The sequence below is a fragment of the Shinella sp. genome (assembly GCF_052438155.1).
Classification (GTDB): Bacteria; Pseudomonadota; Alphaproteobacteria; order Rhizobiales; family Rhizobiaceae; genus Shinella.
The window spans coordinates 1-17,314 of the sequence record NZ_JBQVPI010000050.1; the positions used below are offsets into that span (position 1 = coordinate 1).

Annotated in this window: 21 protein-coding genes and 1 pseudogene; 6 read left to right on the forward strand and 16 right to left on the reverse strand. The window is 61.3% G+C overall.

Annotated elements, in window-relative coordinates; genetic code table 11:
* The 7 genes from istA to ACT6VE_RS32855 all read right to left on the reverse strand — a co-directional run.
* Window positions 1–601, reverse strand: a 601-nt coding sequence (gene istA, locus ACT6VE_RS32825) for an IS21 family transposase (protein ID WP_444802416.1), incomplete at its 3' end; no start/stop codon positions are given.
* Between the two features lie 242 nt (window positions 602–843).
* Complete coding sequence (locus ACT6VE_RS32830; RefSeq protein ID WP_052819673.1) at window positions 844–1,416, reverse strand: hypothetical protein; 573 nt, start codon at window positions 1,414–1,416, stop codon at window positions 844–846.
* 94 nt (window positions 1,417–1,510) lie between these two features.
* Entirely contained in the window at window positions 1,511–2,479 is a 969-nt protein-coding gene (locus ACT6VE_RS32835; RefSeq protein ID WP_052819672.1) for a magnesium and cobalt transport protein CorA, read from the reverse strand.
* Window positions 2,476–3,180 (reverse strand): glutathione S-transferase N-terminal domain-containing protein, encoded by a 705-nt coding sequence (locus tag ACT6VE_RS32840; protein WP_003464969.1) that lies wholly within the window; start codon window positions 3,178–3,180, stop codon window positions 2,476–2,478. Before ACT6VE_RS32840 ends, ACT6VE_RS32835 begins: the two co-directional genes overlap by 4 nt.
* Window positions 3,181–3,320: 140 nt before the next feature.
* On the reverse strand, window positions 3,321–3,860 hold the full coding sequence (msrA, locus tag ACT6VE_RS32845) for a peptide-methionine (S)-S-oxide reductase MsrA (RefSeq protein WP_003464967.1): 540 nt from the start codon (window positions 3,858–3,860) through the stop codon (window positions 3,321–3,323).
* A gap of 1 nt (window position 3,861) precedes the next feature.
* On the reverse strand, window positions 3,862–4,305 hold the full coding sequence (gene msrB / locus ACT6VE_RS32850) for a peptide-methionine (R)-S-oxide reductase MsrB (protein ID WP_004099035.1): 444 nt from the start codon (window positions 4,303–4,305) through the stop codon (window positions 3,862–3,864).
* A 146-nt stretch (window positions 4,306–4,451) separates the two neighbouring features.
* The gene (locus ACT6VE_RS32855) at window positions 4,452–5,327 is read right to left on the reverse strand and encodes a LysR family transcriptional regulator (protein ID WP_011191349.1); all 876 of its coding nucleotides are present in this window, start codon (window positions 5,325–5,327) and stop codon (window positions 4,452–4,454) included.
* Window positions 5,328–5,555: 228 nt separating this feature from the next.
* Here ACT6VE_RS32855 and ACT6VE_RS32860 point away from each other — a divergent pair, with 228 nt between their 5' ends.
* Genes ACT6VE_RS32860 through ACT6VE_RS32870 form a run of 3 tightly spaced genes read left to right on the forward strand, consistent with a single transcriptional unit; the run spans window position 5,556 to window position 8,408 of the window.
* Window positions 5,556–6,788, forward strand: a complete 1,233-nt coding sequence (locus tag ACT6VE_RS32860) for a bifunctional alpha/beta hydrolase/OsmC family protein (RefSeq protein ID WP_052819671.1) — start codon at window positions 5,556–5,558, stop codon at window positions 6,786–6,788.
* A gap of 32 nt (window positions 6,789–6,820) precedes the next feature.
* On the forward strand, window positions 6,821–7,405 hold the full coding sequence (msrA, locus tag ACT6VE_RS32865) for a peptide-methionine (S)-S-oxide reductase MsrA (RefSeq protein ID WP_082178899.1): 585 nt from the start codon (window positions 6,821–6,823) through the stop codon (window positions 7,403–7,405).
* The gene (locus tag ACT6VE_RS32870; protein ID WP_197283330.1) at window positions 7,386–8,408 is read left to right on the forward strand and encodes a zinc-binding alcohol dehydrogenase family protein; all 1,023 of its coding nucleotides are present in this window, start codon (window positions 7,386–7,388) and stop codon (window positions 8,406–8,408) included. The genes msrA (ACT6VE_RS32865) and ACT6VE_RS32870 overlap by 20 nt, the downstream gene beginning before the upstream one ends.
* Before the next feature lie 396 nt (window positions 8,409–8,804).
* Here ACT6VE_RS32870 and ACT6VE_RS32875 read toward each other — a convergent pair whose 3' ends face one another.
* A complete protein-coding gene (locus ACT6VE_RS32875; RefSeq protein ID WP_004099028.1) occupies window positions 8,805–9,299 on the reverse strand; it encodes a MarR family winged helix-turn-helix transcriptional regulator in 495 nt (164 codons plus the stop codon).
* 316 nt (window positions 9,300–9,615) lie between these two features.
* Window positions 9,616–9,759 carry a hypothetical protein gene (locus tag ACT6VE_RS32880; RefSeq protein WP_156316066.1) on the reverse strand — a complete coding sequence of 48 codons (144 nt, stop codon included), beginning with the start codon at window positions 9,757–9,759 and terminating at the stop codon, window positions 9,616–9,618.
* 289 nt (window positions 9,760–10,048) lie between these two features.
* On the opposite strand from ACT6VE_RS32880, the gene ACT6VE_RS32885 reads away from it, so the two are divergent.
* A complete protein-coding gene (locus ACT6VE_RS32885) occupies window positions 10,049–10,537 on the forward strand; it encodes a YkgB family protein (protein ID WP_052819669.1) in 489 nt (162 codons plus the stop codon).
* Window positions 10,538–10,562: 25 nt separating this feature from the next.
* Entirely contained in the window at window positions 10,563–10,994 is a 432-nt protein-coding gene (locus ACT6VE_RS32890) for a DUF6314 family protein (RefSeq protein WP_256371665.1), read from the forward strand.
* A 38-nt stretch (window positions 10,995–11,032) separates the two neighbouring features.
* On the opposite strand, the gene ACT6VE_RS32895 is transcribed toward ACT6VE_RS32890, so the two are convergent.
* Both ACT6VE_RS32895 and ACT6VE_RS32900 read right to left on the reverse strand, forming a co-directional pair.
* Window positions 11,033–11,992: a YeeE/YedE thiosulfate transporter family protein gene (locus ACT6VE_RS32895; protein ID WP_052819667.1), complete on the reverse strand. Its 960-nt coding sequence runs from the start codon at window positions 11,990–11,992 to the stop codon at window positions 11,033–11,035.
* A gap of 26 nt (window positions 11,993–12,018) precedes the next feature.
* Window positions 12,019–12,441: a MarR family winged helix-turn-helix transcriptional regulator gene (locus ACT6VE_RS32900; protein WP_441300568.1), complete on the reverse strand. Its 423-nt coding sequence runs from the start codon at window positions 12,439–12,441 to the stop codon at window positions 12,019–12,021.
* 367 nt (window positions 12,442–12,808) lie between these two features.
* Here ACT6VE_RS32900 and ACT6VE_RS32905 point away from each other — a divergent pair, with 367 nt between their 5' ends.
* Entirely contained in the window at window positions 12,809–13,705 is an 897-nt protein-coding gene (locus ACT6VE_RS32905; RefSeq protein ID WP_052819665.1) for a LysR family transcriptional regulator, read from the forward strand.
* Here the strand turns inward: ACT6VE_RS32905 and ACT6VE_RS32910 are convergent.
* The 5 genes and pseudogenes from ACT6VE_RS32910 to ACT6VE_RS32930 form a co-directional block, all read right to left on the reverse strand.
* Window positions 13,702–13,938: a DUF2274 domain-containing protein gene (locus ACT6VE_RS32910; protein ID WP_026227538.1), complete on the reverse strand. Its 237-nt coding sequence runs from the start codon at window positions 13,936–13,938 to the stop codon at window positions 13,702–13,704. The two genes, ACT6VE_RS32905 and ACT6VE_RS32910, sit on opposite strands and share 4 nt — an antisense overlap.
* A 2-nt stretch (window positions 13,939–13,940) precedes the next feature.
* Window positions 13,941–15,161: a TrbI/VirB10 family protein gene (locus ACT6VE_RS32915; protein ID WP_052819664.1), complete on the reverse strand. Its 1,221-nt coding sequence runs from the start codon at window positions 15,159–15,161 to the stop codon at window positions 13,941–13,943.
* Window positions 15,158–16,207 carry a P-type conjugative transfer protein TrbG gene (trbG, locus tag ACT6VE_RS32920; RefSeq protein ID WP_052819663.1) on the reverse strand — a complete coding sequence of 350 codons (1,050 nt, stop codon included), beginning with the start codon at window positions 16,205–16,207 and terminating at the stop codon, window positions 15,158–15,160. Before trbG ends, ACT6VE_RS32915 begins: the two co-directional genes overlap by 4 nt.
* A complete protein-coding gene (gene trbF, locus ACT6VE_RS32925; RefSeq protein ID WP_052819662.1) occupies window positions 16,204–16,887 on the reverse strand; it encodes a conjugal transfer protein TrbF in 684 nt (227 codons plus the stop codon). The genes trbG and trbF overlap by 4 nt, the downstream gene beginning before the upstream one ends.
* A pseudogene (locus ACT6VE_RS32930) lies at window positions 16,887–17,314 on the reverse strand (P-type conjugative transfer protein TrbL); the annotation flags it as partial. The gene trbF and the pseudogene ACT6VE_RS32930, both read right to left, overlap by 1 nt.

Below are 17,314 nucleotides of genomic sequence, written 5' to 3' on the forward strand. Positions count from 1 at the left end.
TCTTCATATTGTCGAATATTCCACGCTGAGGCACGCCGCCCAGCACCCGGAAAGCCTGTGTCAACGCATCGAACAACATCTCGTGGGTTTGAAGCAGGTAGGCTCGCGTAATGAACGCCCGACTGTGGGAGAGCTTGGTATGGGCCACCTGCAGCTTGACAGGTCGGCCATTCAGAAGGGCGTAATCTTCACTCCAATCGAACTGAAAGGCCTCACCGGGCTGGAAGATCAGCGGTACGAATGTGCCGCGCCCACTGGTTTGCTTTTCATATTGGCGTTCGGCCTTCCACGCTCGAGCAAAGGCGGCAACACGGCCGTAGGATCCCTCGAAGCCCAACTTAACCAGATCTGCATGTAGCTGCTTGGCTGTTCGCTTCTGCTTGCGCGACTTGCCGGATTCCACCCGCAGCCACGTCGTCAATTTTTCGGCAAACTGATCAAGCTTGCTCGGCCGTTTGGGAACCTTGAACGTCGGCTCCACCGCGTCATCGCGCAGATATTTGCGGATCGTGTTGCGCGATAATCCAGTCCGTCGCCTGATCTCGCGAATGGGAATGCCTTGCCGAAAATGCCAGCGGCGGATCACACTGAGTAAGTCCATGTCGATCACTCCGATGCCTCCTGACTGTTAGCCAGGGGCGAGGAAAACATGGGTCAATTCTCAGTGAAAACTTATAACCCTCCCGGGTCACTTCTCAGTGCAACTCAACAGCGAGAGCATCGTTTGTCGGATGTGGTCCTTGTTCCAGTCCATAATCACCTCCTAATTTGCGATGTGTTTAAAGTTCAGCTTGCAGATGTGTAGCGCCCGGAGGTTAACCTCCCCCGGGCTAGGCGACACCGCTATTCGTCGCTGATGACGTCTTCGCCCTGGTATGGAACTCGGATCAGCCGAGGATCTCGAATGATACTCGTGACGAGCCAGACATATTCCTGCTCGGCAGTATCGAAGCCGAGGATGCTGAAGGATTGGCCGAAAGGGCATGGCGGGAAGTCTGGAAAGCCCTCGCGCAGAACGTAGCGCTCGGGATCGCTGTGAAACTCGCTCTTGTAGACTTTCCGTAGTCCGTGCTTGCTCGGCGCGTCCTGGTCACCTGCCGGTGCTGTTTCCCGATGCGCCACAAGGCGCTCGGACAAGTCGCGGGGGCAGATTTCGTGGAACACGTCGAAGGCGTCGATCAACAGGCCTTTATGCTCTGTCGCCGGATCGGTGATCGCGTAGATGTTGGAGGCATCTTCGCCGTCGTCCCCGCTCTCGAGGCGCAACGCCGCATCGACGCGAATGCTGCATGCATCGAGGGTTGACCCTAGTTCGAGATCGACGAGATTGCCGTCCTTGACGCGGTATTCGCGGTCATAGCCTTTGGCGATGAATGACTGGACTGCTTCTAGAACGTCGGTCACCTGGGAGGACATGGAAGTACCTTCATCTTGAACTGGATTGGACACGCTCGCGCACAAAGCGCGCTGCGACTCGGCAGCGGACGGAGAAGCTCGCGAAGTGCGTTACTCATAGCCACTTGGCCTTCTTGAAGCGCACGAACAGGAGAAGGCAGAACACCGCTATCACTCCGAGCACGACGAAGTAGCCATATGGCGTGTCCAGTTCCGGCATGTGCTTGAAGTTCATGCCGTATATTCCGGCGATCGCCGTCGGGACCGCCAAGATCGCCGCCCAGGCCGCGAGCTGGCGGGTGACCACACCGATCCTTTGCGCTTCCAGAAGGCTGCTGGCCTCAAAGACCGTGGACAGGACAAGCAGGAGGCCGTCGACCATGGACTGCACGCGGTGGACATGGTCCGCGACGTCGTGGAAATATGGTGTCATTTCGGCGCTGATGCAGGGAAAGTGGCCGCGAACGAGCTTTCGCACCAGCTCGGCCATAGCCCCGAGCGTGCGCTGGAACCGCGTGAGTTCGGACCTTAGTTCGAAGATTCGCGCCACCTCTTCTGGCCCGAGGAAATCGTGCAGCGACCGTCGCTCCATCGCCAGGACGTCGTCCTCGATCATTTCGAAGATGGGCAGATACTGGTCGACCACGCGATGCAAGATCGCGTGCAGCACATAGTCGACACCCTTGCCGAACTGCGTCGGCGATGCCTCGAGTTGCTCCCGAAGTTTGCCCAGCGCTCCGGCATTGCCGTGCCGCACGGTGATAAGGTGATTGTGACCGGTGAAGATCGCCATCTTGCCGTAGCTGATCCGGTCGCCGACCAGCTCGGCGGTCTGCGCGACGACGTACAACTCATCGTTGTAGACCTCGAGCTTGGGCGGGCACAGCGGGTGCATCGCGTTGTCGATCGCCAACGGATGAAGATTATATGTCCTTTGGATCGCGAGTAGTTCCTCGGGGGTGGGTTCGCTAAGCGCGATCCAGCAGAAGCCCGAGCGACTCTCGCCCAACTTGACGTGCTCATCGAGCGCGATTTCGCGAACTCGCTTGCCTTCGTTGTAATAATAGGCGGCGATGATGCTCATGCTGGCCTCGCGGGAATGTGGAGGCCACGCTGGACGGCCGGTCGAGCCAGCCCGCGTCCAAGCCATGCGCGGACGTTCGAAAAGCTGCTGAGGCCAAGGATGTCACCCGCAGCGTAGAATTCCACCAGCGCATTCACCCAGCCGAGCGTCGCGATGTCCGCGATCGAATAGTCGTCGACGATCCAGTCGCGGCCTTCCAGCCGGCGATCCAGAATCCCCAGCAGACGCGTGGATTCGTCGATAAAGCGCTGTTGCGGCCGCTTGTCCTCATAGTCCTTGCCGCCAAATCGCAGGAAGAAGCCGAGCTGACCGAACATCGGCCCGATGGCCGACATCTGAAAGAACACCCACGCTAGGGTCTCGTAACGCTGGCCTGGTTCGGTGGAGATGAACTGACCCGTCTTGTCGGCCAGATAGAGGAGGATCGCACCGGATTCCCATAAGGCGATGGGTCTACCGTCAGGGCCAGCCGGATCGATGATCGCCGGTATGCGTCCGTTCGGGTTCAGCGACACGAACGCCGGATCCTTCGACTCGTTGTTCGAGATGTCGATCAGGTGGGGCTCGTACGCCAGGCCAGTCTCCTCAAGCATGATCGAGACCTTGACGCCATTGGGCGTAGGGGCTGCGTAGAGTTGCAGGCGATCGGGATGAGATGCCGGCCAGCGCTGCGTGATCGGAAAGGACGAGAGGTCTGGCATAAATCTGCGATCCTGGTGTTGCGATGGCGACTGACTGGAACGAGCCGTCACTCTGAAGTAGGGTTCGATGACCGCGTCGCTGAACGACGCGGTCACGAAGATTGCGGACCGGACCGGCGCAGTGGCAACGGCAGTGAAGCCTATTCCGCCGCGGTCCCGGCCGCTGGCTGTACGTCGTCAACCTTTTGGCGCTTCGGAAGCACCCAGCCGGGACGGACGAAGTGGCAGGTGTAGCCGCCCGGGCGCTTCTCCAGATAATCCTGGTGATCGGGCTCGGCCTCCCAGAACTCGCCGACCGGCTGGACCTCGGTCACCACTTTGCCATCCCACAGCCCCGAGGCATCCACATCGGCGATCGTATCCTCGGCGACGCGCTTCTGCTCCTCGTCGACATAATAGATGCCCGACCGGTAGGAGAGCCCACGATCATTGCCCTGGCGGTTCAGCGTCGTCGGATCGTGGATCTGGAAGAAGAATTCCAGGATGTTCCGGTAGCTCGTCACTGTCGGGTCGAAGACAATCTCGATCCCCTCGGCATGCGTGCCGTGATTACGATACGTGGCGTTCGGAATATCGCCGCCCGTGTAACCCACACGGGTCGAGATGATGCCGGGCCGCTTGCGGATCAGATCCTGCATGCCCCAGAAACATCCTCCTGCGAGAACAGCGCGCTGATGCATGTTAAGCCTCCTCTACTTGATCGAGATATTCACCGTATCCCTCGGACTCCATCTCGTCGCGCGGGATGAAGCGAAGGGACGCAGAGTTGATGCAGTAGCGCAGACCGCCGCGGTCGGAAGGACCGTCCGGGAACACGTGGCCCAGATGGCTGTCGGCGTGTACCGACCTGACCTCCGTCCGGACCATGCCGTGTGCACTGTCCCGCACCTCGTTCACGTTTGCCGGAACGATCGGCTTGGTGAAGCTGGGCCAGCCAGTACCCGAATCGAACTTGTCCGTTGAAGCGAACAGCGGCTCTCCCGACACTATGTCGACGTAGATGCCAGGCTCCTTGTTGTCGTTGTGCTCACCCGTGAAGGGCCTTTCGGTCCCCGAATCCTGGGTAATCCGGCGTTGCTCGGGGGTCAGGCGGTCAACTGCTGCCTGTGACTTCTCAAACTTCATGATAGTCTCCAATACTTAATCTAGAGAGCTCGACACGCTGTCATTTATCTTTGCAGTCATTGCGCCGACTATCGCAGTGCGCCCCAGATTTATCCAATACGCTGCGCGTATAGTTTCCATAGCGCCGAAGCTCTTCACGTCGTGATTCAGTTCCACTCGTACCGGGCTGCCAGCTGCGCGATGTTCCGTATCTCGACCGTTGCCGTGGAGCCGGATACTGTCGCGATCACGACTTCGCGCTCCAAGACAAATCCGTCGATCGGCCGAGTCACGAGGCCTTGCACGGTCGGCGATCGTTCCGGAAGAATGCATATGGCGTGGCCGTCAGCGACGACCCGTTGCACCCAGTCCTCGCGATCTGATCGAAAGCGAGGTCGCATGAGCAAGTCCCGTCGCGCGAAGTGATCGAGGATCCGATCGCGAAACTCGCATTTCAGGCGATCGACGAATGGAAACTCGAGCAGGTCTTCGCCGCGCACGATCTCGTTGGCCGCCAAGGGATGGTTTGCAGAACAGCCGAGCACGAAGCGCTCCCGAAATAGAGGATGCACATCCAGCTTGCGTTCCGGTCTTGTTTCACGCGGCATGATGCACGCGTGGTATTTTCCTGAAAGCACCTCCGATGTGTCCTCGTTCGACTGGAGCGAGTGCAGCTTAATTTCGATGGATGGCATCTCCGCCAATGCGCTCTCGAAGAATGCCGTAAATTCCTTTGGTCCGACGGTGGGCGCGACGGCGACATCCAGCACGCGGTGCCCCCCCATCGCCCAGTGCTCCGAGTGATTGCGAACGCTCTTCATCGCGACCACCATGCGCCGGAATTCTGCCTCGACGTCATGGCCAAGGCCAGTCAGGCGGCTGTTCTTCCCGTCGCGATAGATCAGCGGCCCGCCAAGCTCATCTTCCAAGCGGCGGATCGCGCGGGTCAGACTTGGCTGTGACACACCGCTCAAGCGAGCGGCCGCTGTGAAATTCAGCGTCTCGGCCAAGTTGATGAAATAGCTGACTTGATTGAGTTCCATAGTCCTTTGGCCCACGCGCCTGACTGATACCTCTTCCGTGAGACCGCCTTTGGAAAGCAGGTCGCAGAAGTATGCTTGGCGCATATAATCATGATATAGGGGCTTGTCTATATGCGCCAGACATATAAATGATAGCCTGAGATGACGATTACCGGTTGGCGGTGCGCTCCGCTCAGCTCCGTCGAAGGTTCTGAGAGCGCAACCGCCAAGCCGCGTGCTGGAGGTTTGATGGACATGGCAGGAAGATCATTTACGTTTGTCAGTGGGGCTGGCTCTCCGCTGTCCGGGCACCTCGAACCGCCGGAAGGGACGCCGCGGGGCTGGGCGATCTTCGCCCACTGCTTCACGTGCGGGAAAGACAGTCGCGCCGCTGTTCACATCTCGCGCGCGCTGTCGCGTGCGGGCATCGGGGTCTTGAGGTTCGATTTCGCCGGGACCGGGATCGGCGGTGGGACGGGAGAACCTGTGAACTTCGCGTCGGACGTCGAGGACCTTCGGGCCGCCGCAAAGGCGATGGCGGCGGCGGGCATGTCACCGTCCCTCCTCGTCGGGCACAGCCTGGGTGGCACCGCTGCGATCGTAGCCGCCGCCGACATGCCTGATATTGCGGCGGTAGCGACGATTGGTGCGCCGGCCGACCTTCAGCATATCTTGCGCCTCTTCGGACCGAATGATCTGGACACCATCGCGAGCGAGGGCGAGGCCTCGGTGGAGATTGCCGGTAGGCCCTTCCTCATTCGCCGAGGGTTCCTTGAGGCGGTTGAGGGGATCGACGTCGAGAAGGCCATTGCCTCCCTGCGACGGCCGGTGCTGGTCATGCACTCTCCGCTGGATCAGGTGGTCGGCATCGACCACGCGTCGCGCATCTTCGTCGCGTCCAGGCACCCTAAAAGCTTCATCTCGCTCGACAACGCGGATCACCTTCTCACCGACGTCGCGGACGCGAACTACGCCGCGGCCATGGTGGCGGTTTGGGCGAGCCGCTTTCTCCCACCACTCAGCGCGGATCTTCCGCAGGTCGAGGTTGCGGAGGGCGTCGTCGCCACCGAAACTCTTGCAGGGACGTTCCAGCTCAAGGTCCGCAGCGGCGAGCACACTCTGTTCGCCGACGAGCCAGCATCGGTCGGTGGCCTCGGGACCGGACTATCTCCCTACGAACTCGTATCTGCCGGCCTCGCAGCCTGCACGGTGATGACGATGCGTCTCTATGCGAACCGCAAGGGCTTTCCGCTCGAACGGGCGAGCACGACCGTGCAGCACGAGAAGGTGCCGGACATGATGCCACCCGACCGGTTCACCCGCACCATTGTCCTCGATGGGCCGCTGAGTGATGATCAGCGCGCTCGGATCCTCGCGATCGCTGATCGATGTCCCGTCGATCTGAGTCTCATCCGGGGTTCGGACGTGCAGACCGAGCTCTTGAGCGCCAGTCAGGCTGCGGATCCCGCGAGGCTGGCTTGACCGTGGCGCACACGGAGGAGGGCGAACGGACTGTGAGCCAATCGCCTACCGGCAATAGGGCGGCCGCGACAGAGCGAGCAATTCTAGCAGGCGGCTGCTTCTGGGGCATGGAGGATTTGCTGCGCCGAGCCAGGGGAGTCATTTCGACGCGTGTCGGTTACACAGGCGGAGAAATGCCTGATCCGACCTACGCGAGACATTACGGCCATGCGGAAGCAGTGGAAGTGACCTTCGACCCTTCCGTTCTCGCCTATCGCTCGCTCTTGGAACTCTTCTTCCAGATCCATGACCCCACGACCTACGAGCAACAAGGCAGCGATGTCGGTCCGAGCTATCGATCGGCGATTTTCTACACCACCGAAGTGCAGAAGGAAGTCGCCCTCACAACCATCGCGGAAATCGAGGCATCAGGAAGCTGGCCTGGCCCGGTCGTGTCGGAGATCAACCCAGAAGAACCCTTTTGGGAGGCGGAGCCAGAGCACCAAGAATACCTGGTGCGCTATCCTGGGGGCTATAGCTGCCACTTCGTGCGCCCGACCTGGCGGTTGGACCGCTCAGACGAACGCCCAGCTGTATACTTGACAAAAAGAGTTGATGATGACCGAAACCGTGACTAATCAGGCCGCCTGGCAGAAAGCGCCGAGGCAGCCACTGAGGATCGGTGTCACCGCTCTGCCGCATCTGGCGGCGAACGAGATATTGATCCGCAACGCGGCCATCGCGATCAACCCACTCGACTGGATTCTGCAGGACGTCGCGCTTTTGCCATGGCTCGACTATCCCGCGATTCTCGGCAGCGACGTCTCCGGTGAGGTCGCGGCGGTCGGTGGCGCGGTCGAGCGGTTCAAGGTCGGCGATCGAGTCATCGGACAGGCGGTCGGGACAACCGTAAATCAACCTGCGCAGGGTGCGTTCCAGCACCACACGATCGTGCTGGACCACATGGCGGCGCCGATCCCCAACAACATGGCCTTCGCTGATGCGGCAGTCCTCCCGCTTGGCCTTGGCACCGCCGCAAGCGGGCTCTACGGAAGGACACAGTTGGCTCTCGCGCCACCGTTACACTCGCCGACCGCGCGTCCAGAGGTCGTTCTGGTCTGGGGTGGATCGTCGAGCGTTGGCTGCAACGCCATCCAGCTCGCGGTGGCGTCGGGCTACAGGTGCGTCGCCACCGCTTCGGCGCGCAACGCCGGCCTGTTGAAGGAGCTGGGTGCAAGCGAGGTTCTTGACCACTCGAGTCCAGCCATCGTGGAAGACGTGATTGAGGCAATGCGCGGGCGCAGTCTCGCTGGAACGCTTCACGCGACCGGTCACATGAAAGACTGTTTTGCCGTCATTGCGAGATGCGAGGGCTCGCGCCGCGTGGCAGCGACGCTGGCCCCGCCCGACGAGCGTCCATTTGGAGTCGAGGCGACGCACATCTCCGGGACGAGCCTCAAGGATGACGAGGTTGGTCCAATGATCTACCGCGAATTCCTGCCGCAGGCTCTCGCGGCGCGCACGTTCGTCCCCGCCCCTCCGGCGAAGGTCGTGGGCCAGGGCCTTGAAATGCTCCAGGCTGCCTTGGAAGCCCTGAAGGCGGGTGTATCCGCAGCGAAAATCGTCGTTACCCTGCCTTGAGTGACCAGCCAGGCGGTTTTTCGCGTTCGCAGTCTGAGGTGGCCCGCACTTTGCCGATTGGGAAGCTCTACCGGGAAAACGCGCTTGGGACGCGCGCTGCGCTCCTGCCGGAGCATGCGTTCCCGAAACCTGTTCCCGACTGCTTTTCCCCGAAACTACCTATCGGACATAGAGAAATGGGAATGCAGCGAGTGGTTTGAACGGCCGCTTCCGAAACCGCGTTCCGATCAACTGAGCGGCTAAAAGTGGGGCGATCACCGACATATTAGAATGAGACCGCCATGCCCGATCGGCCGGCTTGACGCGTAGCCAAAAGAATGCGGCTGATGGTAGGCTCGCTGGCATTATGAAGCCCCGCCATCTGAGCAGCGTTGAGCTGCCGCAATTGCGAGTCTCCTACGCGTCGTCGTTCTTCTCGCGGTCCACACCTCGCTCATGCAATTCGGCATCGACGGGGCAGTTCGTGCAGCCCTCGTAGCAGCACAAGCGGCAGATGCGGTATGACTGCTCGAGGTTTTCCAAGCGATTTCGGAGAACGCGTTCAGCGATGTCCGATAAGGTTTTCAGTTCGTCTGGATTAAGGATCGATAGCCCTTCGGCAATCACTTGATCGCGCGAGGCCAGGACCTCGTCGCTCGCGACCTTGCCAGTTGGAGTAAGATAGAGGGATCGCGCGCGCCCGTCTGTCGAATGCTCCCTACGCTCGATCAATCCCTCGCTTACCAATCTATCCACCAGGCGAACAGTTCCAGCATGTGAAAGGCCCACCCCGATCGCAAGCATACGGATCGAGAGCCCGGGCTTGTGCGCGAGCAACGCCAGCGCTGAGGCGGCGGGTCCAGCTTCCGGCGCCCGCGATGAACTAGCGCGAACGATGTCGTCGCTGATCATGAGTGCGAACGCCCCGAAAATGTTTCGATCTCGAGGTCCATCCATTGCCACATCTATATGTGCGCGGAGCATAGACAGCAAGCCATACCGTGGTCCTCTTCCGCCGCGCGGCTTGTGGAAAATGTCCTGTTTTAAAAGGGTTTCGGAGGATTTCGACTGATCGAGCGCGCCGAAAAAAACGGGTCCGGCTCGCTAAGGCCGCGGAACCGTTGATACCTGGCGGCTATAGGGCAAGCCTTTTCGCTCGGAATCGCCGTAGGTCGCGCCTGAGAATCACTCCGCGTCAGCGCTGTCATCCAGGCCGCGCAGGTGCAGATCAGCGAGACCTCGCTTGCCCCCGGCGTCGCACTTCCATCGTGTCACCGCGCGCGATCACGATTGTATCAATCCCATTGAGGAACAGTCCGTGCTCCACGACGTCGGGGATTGCGGCGATCGCTGCTACGATTTCGGTCGGCATGGTTATCTCGTCGAGGGCCGCGTCCATCCGTACAGGCTGGACGTTTGCCAACGGGCTATAGGCCCACCCGGAGCGCCAGCCCCATCAAGTCAAAATCCCGCAAGGTCGCGCGTTTGCTGGGTAAAGGCATCGCCGATGAGGATGGCTTCGTGAGGCAGCGAAGCGCGAGCCAGCCGCTCGACATATCTCGCTTATTAGTATATGCGTCGCGCATATACTGCAACGCCTGCCCGAAGCACGTAGACGACGTTCGTGACGTTCCCACGGGACCACTGTTGAGGAATTTTAGATGAGCATTTTCGACCGTTATGAATTTCTTGTCCCCGAGCACGGTCGGAGGGATCTTGGCCTGCTTAGATGGGCTCTCGTGATCGTATTTCTGTGGTTCGGCGCGATGAAGTTCACAGCGTACGAGGCCTATGGTATCGCCCCGTTTATCGAACACAGCCCGATCATGAATTGGCTGGGCATGTTCGGGATGCAGGGGCAAAGCTATTTCATCGGCGTTATCGAGTTATCGACCGGTCTCGTTCTGATCCTTGGTGCATTTCGTCCACTCTTCTCTGCGCTCGGCGCACTGATGTCAGCGGCGACATATCTGATCACGCTGACCTTTTTCATCACCACTCCAGGTGTCGCGGAGCAGACTGCCGGCGGCTTTCCTGCGATTTCGGCTGCACCAGGGCAGTTTCTACTGAAGGACGCAGTTCTGCTAGCGGCGTCCCTCGTGCTGCTGCGTGCTTCGGTCCGCCACAGAGGGGCGCTTGCGCCCTCGTGACTGTGGTCCTCTCGTGACGGCGGGCGTGCAAATCCTGCAGAACCTCCGCGGGGCATGGATGCTCCGTCGCGATATCGAGCCCGGAGGCGCTCAGCTGCATGGCGACGCGGTCTTCGCCCGTTTCGGCGAAGGCGCGCTCGCTTATCGAGAGAGCAGCATTCTCACACTGGCAGATGGCAGAGTATTCTCCGCGTGCCGACAGTATCGCTATCGCTTGAGCGAGGACAGTGTTGTCGTCGAGTTCGCAGACGGACCTCATATCGGGACGCAGTTCCTCAGCGTGAGTTTCTCGCGGACGGATACCGGGTTGGAAGCGAGTGGCGTCTATGCCTGCGGAGACGACACCTACCATGCAACCTACAGGATTCTGGGGCCGGCGGCCTTTGAAGTGGTCATCATGGTCCAAGGGCCTGCAAAGGCATACGAGCTAGTCAGCCGATATTCCCGGTCGGGATAAATGCTCATGTCAGGAGGGCAAGTCCTCTGTTGCCCTTATCATGGCCGTGAAAGGCAGCGCCGGAATAACTTACCACGCGCTGCAAATCCGAAGACGATTGTCGTCGTCATCAGAAGGTAGGCGACTATCCCACCAGGTGAAAGAGTCGGAACCGCTGCGAGGATCAACCCATCATTCCCGCCGGGTATGAGCGCTATTCCGATACCCATCAATGTGCCGCCGACGACAGATCGCAGAATGCCATTGGCTGTCGGCAGTTGGAGACGCAGATTTCCTTGGCGAAAGGAGGCGGTAAGGGCGCCTGCGATCGAAGAGATCACCGCAGTGAGCGCGACCTCGCCGGCCGGCGACATTCTGAGAGGAAGGGCGCGTTGAATCACGTCTGCGAAGGTCCAGGCCGGCGAGAGTGCATATAGAAGTCCGCCAGTGATACCGAGTCCAATCATCGAAGCGCCGAACGACCAACCCGGCTTTGTTCGCAGAACGCTCTTCGTGGAAACGAAAACGAGTGCCAGCACGAGCACAACTAGGAAGGCTAGGAGAGTAACGAGGCCTGTTGCGCTCGGTTTGGAGATTAAGCTTGGCCATGTTGAATCGTAGCCGAACCTGCCATGGTTGGCAGCCAAGATACCAATCGCCAATCCCAAGGGTAGAGCTAGAAGTCGCATCTCCCCATCCCCAAGCCGCGCCAGCGATCCGAGCAGGCATGTGTCATTAATGAGTGCGCCGAGGCCGAAGGCGATGGCGCCGATGAGCGGTAGGAAATTGATGCTAGTCGAGGGTGCGAGTGTTGCGCCCAGTGTTCCCGTCCAGACTATCGGGACCGCAACCAGGCCTGCCGCTGCCGACGCTGCGAGAAATCCGACGAACATTTTCGGCGGCTGTCTTCTGTGTAACTCATGAGCGGCCACCACTAAACAGGTTCCGCCTTGGTTCGCCGCATATCCGAACCCGAAGGCAAGTACGCATAGAAGAAGTTCGAGCGCAAACGATCCCATTATATCAAGCCTGCCTGATCATATCGTCAGCCTTCTGATGCGACGTTCCAGCGTGGCGAGCGCCCCGGCTTAGCTTTACCACGGGAAGGCGCGATCCTGCTGTAGCCGCACAGATGGCAAAGGCTGACCGAGCCATCTTTGTCGAAGCCGTTTGCCACAAGGAGCCGCTCCGACAGCATGCCTAGAATGTCGAGGTCATTGGGCGACAGGGGCGAAACACATTCGGAGATCACCTGCTCCCGTGCCTTGAGCAAGGCTTCCGTTATCTTCTTCCCCGAATTGGTGAGGTGAATGAAGCGCGCCCGCCTGTCGGTGATTTGTCTTCGTCGTTCCACCAACTGTCCGCGCTCGAGCCTATCGATCAATCGCACCGTCCCGGCATGAGAAAGCCCGATCGAGGTAGCCAAAACGCTGATCGGCAGTCCGGGCTCCATGCTGAGTAACACCATCACGGCGGTCCCCCGGCCGCTTGGTGAAAACGAGGCCGAGACACTGGCGATGCTGTCTGCAACCGCCAACGCGAGTGCACCTAAATGGTACTTGGCGACCTCAGGCTCCATACCGCAAGAATATATGCTTCGCGCATAGACTTCAAGCGTGTGAAAATGTATGACCGCCGCATGCATCTATGACAGATTCGGACATGGTCATGCTCATTGAGGGGCTCAGCTCGGATTCCACATCTGAGATCAACGGACGTGCTCGTTCCCCAGGCGCTAGCGGGGGTGGGCTCGATGAAAGTGGACGTGCATGGGTGCCGCTCACCGGGCGCAGGCGGTTCGCCGATGAGACCGCCGGTATGATCGGACGGGTCTCATGCCCGACCTGACTCTTGATCTCCGATACCTGAAGTACGCCGTTCAGGTCGCCGAGGCCGGCAGCTTCCGCCGAGCGGCGGAGCGCCTATCGATATCGCAATCCACCGTCAGCCGACGTGTGCAGCTGTTTGAGCGCCAGCTTGGCTTTTCTCTCTTCAAGCGTACGCGAGCGGGGGCAGGGCTGACTCCAGAAGGTGAGCGCTTCCTTCAACAAGCGGTGGTGGGAGCGCGCTACCTTCGTAACGCCGCAACGGAGATCCGCTCCGCACGAAAGCTCAAGACCGGGCTAGTGAGGTTTGGAATGCTCGAAGCGTTTCCGGCGTGCCCGATCATCGACATTCTCGCGGCATTCAGAAATCGACATCCGACGATCGAGGTAAAGCTTGAGGAAGGCACTTCAGAAGAAAACTCTTTGGGGGTGAAGCGCGGATTACTGGACGCAGCAATCAGCCTGAGTGCGAGCAAAAGTCCTCAGTTCCAAGTTCGACGTCTCTGCGAACCAGATCTGTTCGTAGCATTGTCCCCGCTTCACGAGTTGGCAGCACGGCCAGAGCTGTCGTGGGAGGACATTTGTGACGAAGTCTTCCTCGTTCGCTCGGATGGCGCTGGGCGTGAGCTCGCTGGCATACTCCGGCGCATGGTGGGCGCCGGAGACGGAGCGGTTCAACTCTCGATCCAACAAGTCAGCCGAGAAACCCTGCTGACGATGGTCGAACAGGGCTTCGGCTTGACCATCACCAGCGTGATCTACCGGCCGGATATCGCGTTGATCCCGCTCCCATCGGCGCAGGCGCCGACGGCCGCTATAATTTCTTCCAGTGACAACGAGAACCCGACTCTGCCGCTGCTGCTGAAGTGTTTCGACACCCCCTCTAGAGCGGGGACCACGGATTAATCGGCGCTCCCCGGCGTCAACGTTCGCCTGGCTTTGGCGAAGCCACGGTCTGTCGCGATGAACCGTTGTAACATCGGGACGATTAACCGAGCTGGGTCAACAGCGGACTGACCTTGCTCTCGGCCCAATAGGTGGGCGTAGTCAACAAGGTCCTGGTGGAGAGCTGCAGGTAGCTCGACCTGTACCTTAAGCGGCTTGTCGTCCGCGATGGGGCCTAGCTTAAGCTTCGACATCATCACCCTCCATATGGCTCCAGTACCAAGTCTCGCGTCACGATAACGCGCACGGGAAATCCGGGCCGAATAGTGATCGTGGGCGCGACGTTGAGCTGACGCCTCACAATCTGCTGCCCTGCGTCGTTGATGGTGTCCTGCCCACCGTTCCGGATCGCCTGAACGAGCCGATCGTCGTTGTCGACCGCGAGTTCGGCGCCGACGCTCAGCAGTGTCGACAATCCCGCAGCCTTGGCCAGATCCCACCAATGGTAATCGACGCCATCCTGAAGCCCGGCGAACCCTTCAGCGTCAGCACCAGGCTGGCGCTCGAGAACGATCGAGCGCCCGTTCGGGAAGACGAGCCGAGTCCAGACGAGCAGGACTCGGCTCTGGCCGAACTGCACGTTGTTGTCGTACTGCCCGACCACACGAGTGCCTTGCGGCACAAGCAAGATACGGCCGGTTGGGCTGTCGTAGATGTTTTCGGTGACCTGCGCGGTGATCTGGCCGGGTAGATCGGATCGGATGCCGGTGATCAGCGCCGCGGATATCACTGCTCCCGCCTGAAGGACGTTCGGCGATACTGGCGCAGCGACGCGATCGGGCGCAACCGTCCTGCGATCGGCCGCGGCGTTCAGAAACGCGTTCTGCCGGTCCTGCGCCGAGGGCGTGGCGGGCGGCGGAGCGAGGCCAATGCTCGCCAAATCCGGCGCCGGCGCGAGCGCTGGGGCAGCTCCCGCAGCAGCGGGTGTGCCCCGGCTTTCCGATCCGGAGAAGAGACGGCTGGTGCGCGCGGTCTCGATTTCCTGAAGGCGGCGCTGCTCTTCCGGGCTGATGCCGGGATTGGGCGTGGCCGTCCCGGGTGTGGGCACCGGCTGTCCGCGATCCTGGGTACTAAGGATCGGCCGGCCGAGGTCACCGGGAAGAGGGGGACCGAGCTGTGGCACGCCACTGTAATCTCGCGGCAGGCCGGCCAGTCCGTCAGCGGTCGAGCGGTTCTCGGTCGAATAGAGTTCGTCGTTCGGCCGACCGGCGTCGCGGGTCTGAAGCGCGTAGATCAGCGCACCTCCGAGCCCGACGCTGGCGACAAGACCGAGGCCGGCGAGAACCTTCCGCGACAACCGGGTGACGCGGGGCGGTTCGGCCCGCAGTCGCATCGGCGCAGGCCCGACCGGCTCGCCGGTCAGGGGCTGCGCATCGTCGTCCGGCACTTCCTCAATCCGGGGCGGGTTCTCGCTCACGAGGTCGGCCTCCCGTCTGTGCGGACGATCCTGACGCGCTTCTGCTCGCGGCCGGAGCCGAAGCGAAGTTCGGCAGCCGCGAACAGACGATCAACGATCATGTGGTGGCCGCGAACGCGATAGTTCACGAGCTCAGAGGTGTTGCCCTCGGGGCCGACGACGAAGAGTGGCGGCATCTCGCCCTGACCGATGCCGCGCGGAAACTCGATGAAGACCTGGCGACCGTCGTCGAAGGCGCGCAGAGGCCGCCACGGCGCACGGTCGCCCTCGATCGCATAGCGGAAGTTGACGTTCGCGAGATCGACGCCGCTCGCCACCGGCTGGGCCGCCTGCGCCTCGGCGTTCTGCCGACGCAGCGCGATGAGCTGGTCCTGCGGATACTGCCACGAGACCGACGCCATATAGGTGCGCTCTGTCGAGCGCAGTTCCATGTGATAGGTGCGCATATTGGTGTTGATGACGAGGTTGGTCATCAGGTCGGCGCGGGTGGGCTTCACGAGGATGTGGATCTGGCGCGTTGCGCCTGATCCGCTCTCGGTGTCGCCGATGATCCAGCGCACTGTGTCGCCGGCGGCCACCGGGCCTGCGCCGACAAGCTGCTCCCCGGGTTGGAGCGCGATGTCGGTGATCTGCCCGACGGCGGTATAGACTTGATAAAGCGCCCCTTGAGTCCACGGGTAGACCTGCATCGAGTTAATGAAGCCGTCGCGCACCGGCTGGACTCGTGCCGCCTCGTTTGCCTGGTTGACGCGAGCGGTCGGATTAGAAGGCTCCGGGGCACGCCGCGTCTCCTCCACACGCTGCAATTGGCCAGGCAGCGGTAGCGGTCGGGGCAGTTCGACCACGGTGACCGGCGCAGGTGGGTCGACCGTCTGCACGGCGGGAGCCGCATTGTCGTAGGAGATTTCCGGCGGCGGATTGGTGGTCGCGCAGCCGGCGAGCGCAGTCGTCGCCAACAGGACAAAGGGGACTGCGGCTCGACGGAGAGCCGGGAGTACGTGCGTGTGTGAAGCCGGATTTCCGGCTTTACGGAAAGACGGCTTCATTGCCCAAGCTCCCGTGACCAGTTGATGGCGTTGACGTAGATGCCGAGCGGGTTCGCCCTGAGCCGGTCGGCATTGCGGGGGACCTGCACCACGATCGTCAGGATCGCGGTCCAGCGCGTGGTGTCGGCGAGCTGGCCGTTCTCGTAGCGACGCTCGACCCAGGCGACACGGAAGCTGTCCGGCGAGGCACGGATGACGCTGGAGACGTCGACGGCGACCTGCTGGCGGCCGACCCGCGTGAACGGGTCGTTGGACCGGGCATAATCATTGAGCGCCATGGCTCCGCGATCGGTCGTGAAGTCGTAGGCCCGCAACCAGTTCTGGCGCACGATGATCGCATCGGCGGGAATGCTCCGGACCTGCTCGATGAAACGCGCCAGGTGGAAGGCGATCTGTGGATCGGTGGGACGATAGTCCGCCTCGGCGGGCGCAACGGCCTGAGCCTGTCCAAGGCGATCGACCTGAACTACCCACGGTACGATCGTTCCCCGGGCAGACTGCACGACGAGCGCGGTAGCGAACCCGGCCGAGAGGATCAGCGAGCCAAACGCCATCAGGCGCCAGTTTTTGGCCTGCACGCGCGAGGCGCCGATGCGCTCATCCCAGACCTGGGCGGCGCGCTGATAGGGCGTCTCCGGCTCGAGAGCCTTGCCGTAATGGGTGGAGGGTCGTTTGAACATCAGCGGTCCCCTTCGGAGAGATTGACGGAGGAGCCGCCGCCATGGGCGTCGCCGGAACGGACGGCGTGGGCTGTGGCCTGAGCGGCATGGGTCATGTGTTGTGAGCGGCGCATCCGCTGCGCCCAGGCGGGCGGGCCTCCGGCGCTCGCGGAACCTGCGGAAGCGGCGCCGTCACCGGCGGCATCTCCCCCGATCGAGCCCATCGTGGATGTTCCGCCCGTCGCCTCGAAGGCGGCTTTGCCGCCAGCATTGAAGCTGGACTTCATGCTTTCGGCGGCGCGCGATGCCGCCCTGCGGAGCGGCGAGACGGCGGCGCTGCCGCCAGCGCGGGCAACGCCGCCAAGCCCGGAAGCGACGCCGGCCGCACCAGACTGTCCGGCGGCGCCAAGGCTGTATGCGGTGGATGCGCCGCCTGCGACCGCAGCAC

Coding starts and splice junctions, on each gene's coding strand:
- ACT6VE_RS32870 (WP_197283330.1), top strand. CDS start 7,386: ATGACCGAAACCGTGACTAATCAGGCCGCCTGGCAGAAAGCGCCGAGG.
- msrB (WP_004099035.1), bottom strand. CDS start 4,305: ATGAAGTTTGAGAAGTCACAGGCAGCAGTTGACCGCCTGACCCCCGAG.
- ACT6VE_RS32830 (WP_052819673.1), bottom strand. CDS start 1,416: ATGTCCTCCCAGGTGACCGACGTTCTAGAAGCAGTCCAGTCATTCATC.
- ACT6VE_RS32860 (WP_052819671.1), top strand. CDS start 5,556: ATGGACATGGCAGGAAGATCATTTACGTTTGTCAGTGGGGCTGGCTCT.
- trbG (WP_052819663.1), bottom strand. CDS start 16,207: ATGAAGCCGTCTTTCCGTAAAGCCGGAAATCCGGCTTCACACACGCAC.
- ACT6VE_RS32835 (WP_052819672.1), bottom strand. CDS start 2,479: ATGAGCATCATCGCCGCCTATTATTACAACGAAGGCAAGCGAGTTCGC.
- ACT6VE_RS32875 (WP_004099028.1), bottom strand. CDS start 9,299: ATGATCAGCGACGACATCGTTCGCGCTAGTTCATCGCGGGCGCCGGAA.
- msrA (WP_003464967.1), bottom strand. CDS start 3,860: ATGCATCAGCGCGCTGTTCTCGCAGGAGGATGTTTCTGGGGCATGCAG.
- ACT6VE_RS32885 (WP_052819669.1), top strand. CDS start 10,049: ATGAGCATTTTCGACCGTTATGAATTTCTTGTCCCCGAGCACGGTCGG.
- ACT6VE_RS32905 (WP_052819665.1), top strand. CDS start 12,809: ATGCCCGACCTGACTCTTGATCTCCGATACCTGAAGTACGCCGTTCAG.
- ACT6VE_RS32910 (WP_026227538.1), bottom strand. CDS start 13,938: ATGTCGAAGCTTAAGCTAGGCCCCATCGCGGACGACAAGCCGCTTAAG.
- ACT6VE_RS32880 (WP_156316066.1), bottom strand. CDS start 9,759: ATGCCGACCGAAATCGTAGCAGCGATCGCCGCAATCCCCGACGTCGTG.
- ACT6VE_RS32900 (WP_441300568.1), bottom strand. CDS start 12,441: ATGGTGTTACTCAGCATGGAGCCCGGACTGCCGATCAGCGTTTTGGCT.
- trbF (WP_052819662.1), bottom strand. CDS start 16,887: ATGTTCAAACGACCCTCCACCCATTACGGCAAGGCTCTCGAGCCGGAG.
- ACT6VE_RS32840 (WP_003464969.1), bottom strand. CDS start 3,180: ATGCCAGACCTCTCGTCCTTTCCGATCACGCAGCGCTGGCCGGCATCT.
- ACT6VE_RS32895 (WP_052819667.1), bottom strand. CDS start 11,992: ATGGGATCGTTTGCGCTCGAACTTCTTCTATGCGTACTTGCCTTCGGG.
- ACT6VE_RS32855 (WP_011191349.1), bottom strand. CDS start 5,327: ATGGAACTCAATCAAGTCAGCTATTTCATCAACTTGGCCGAGACGCTG.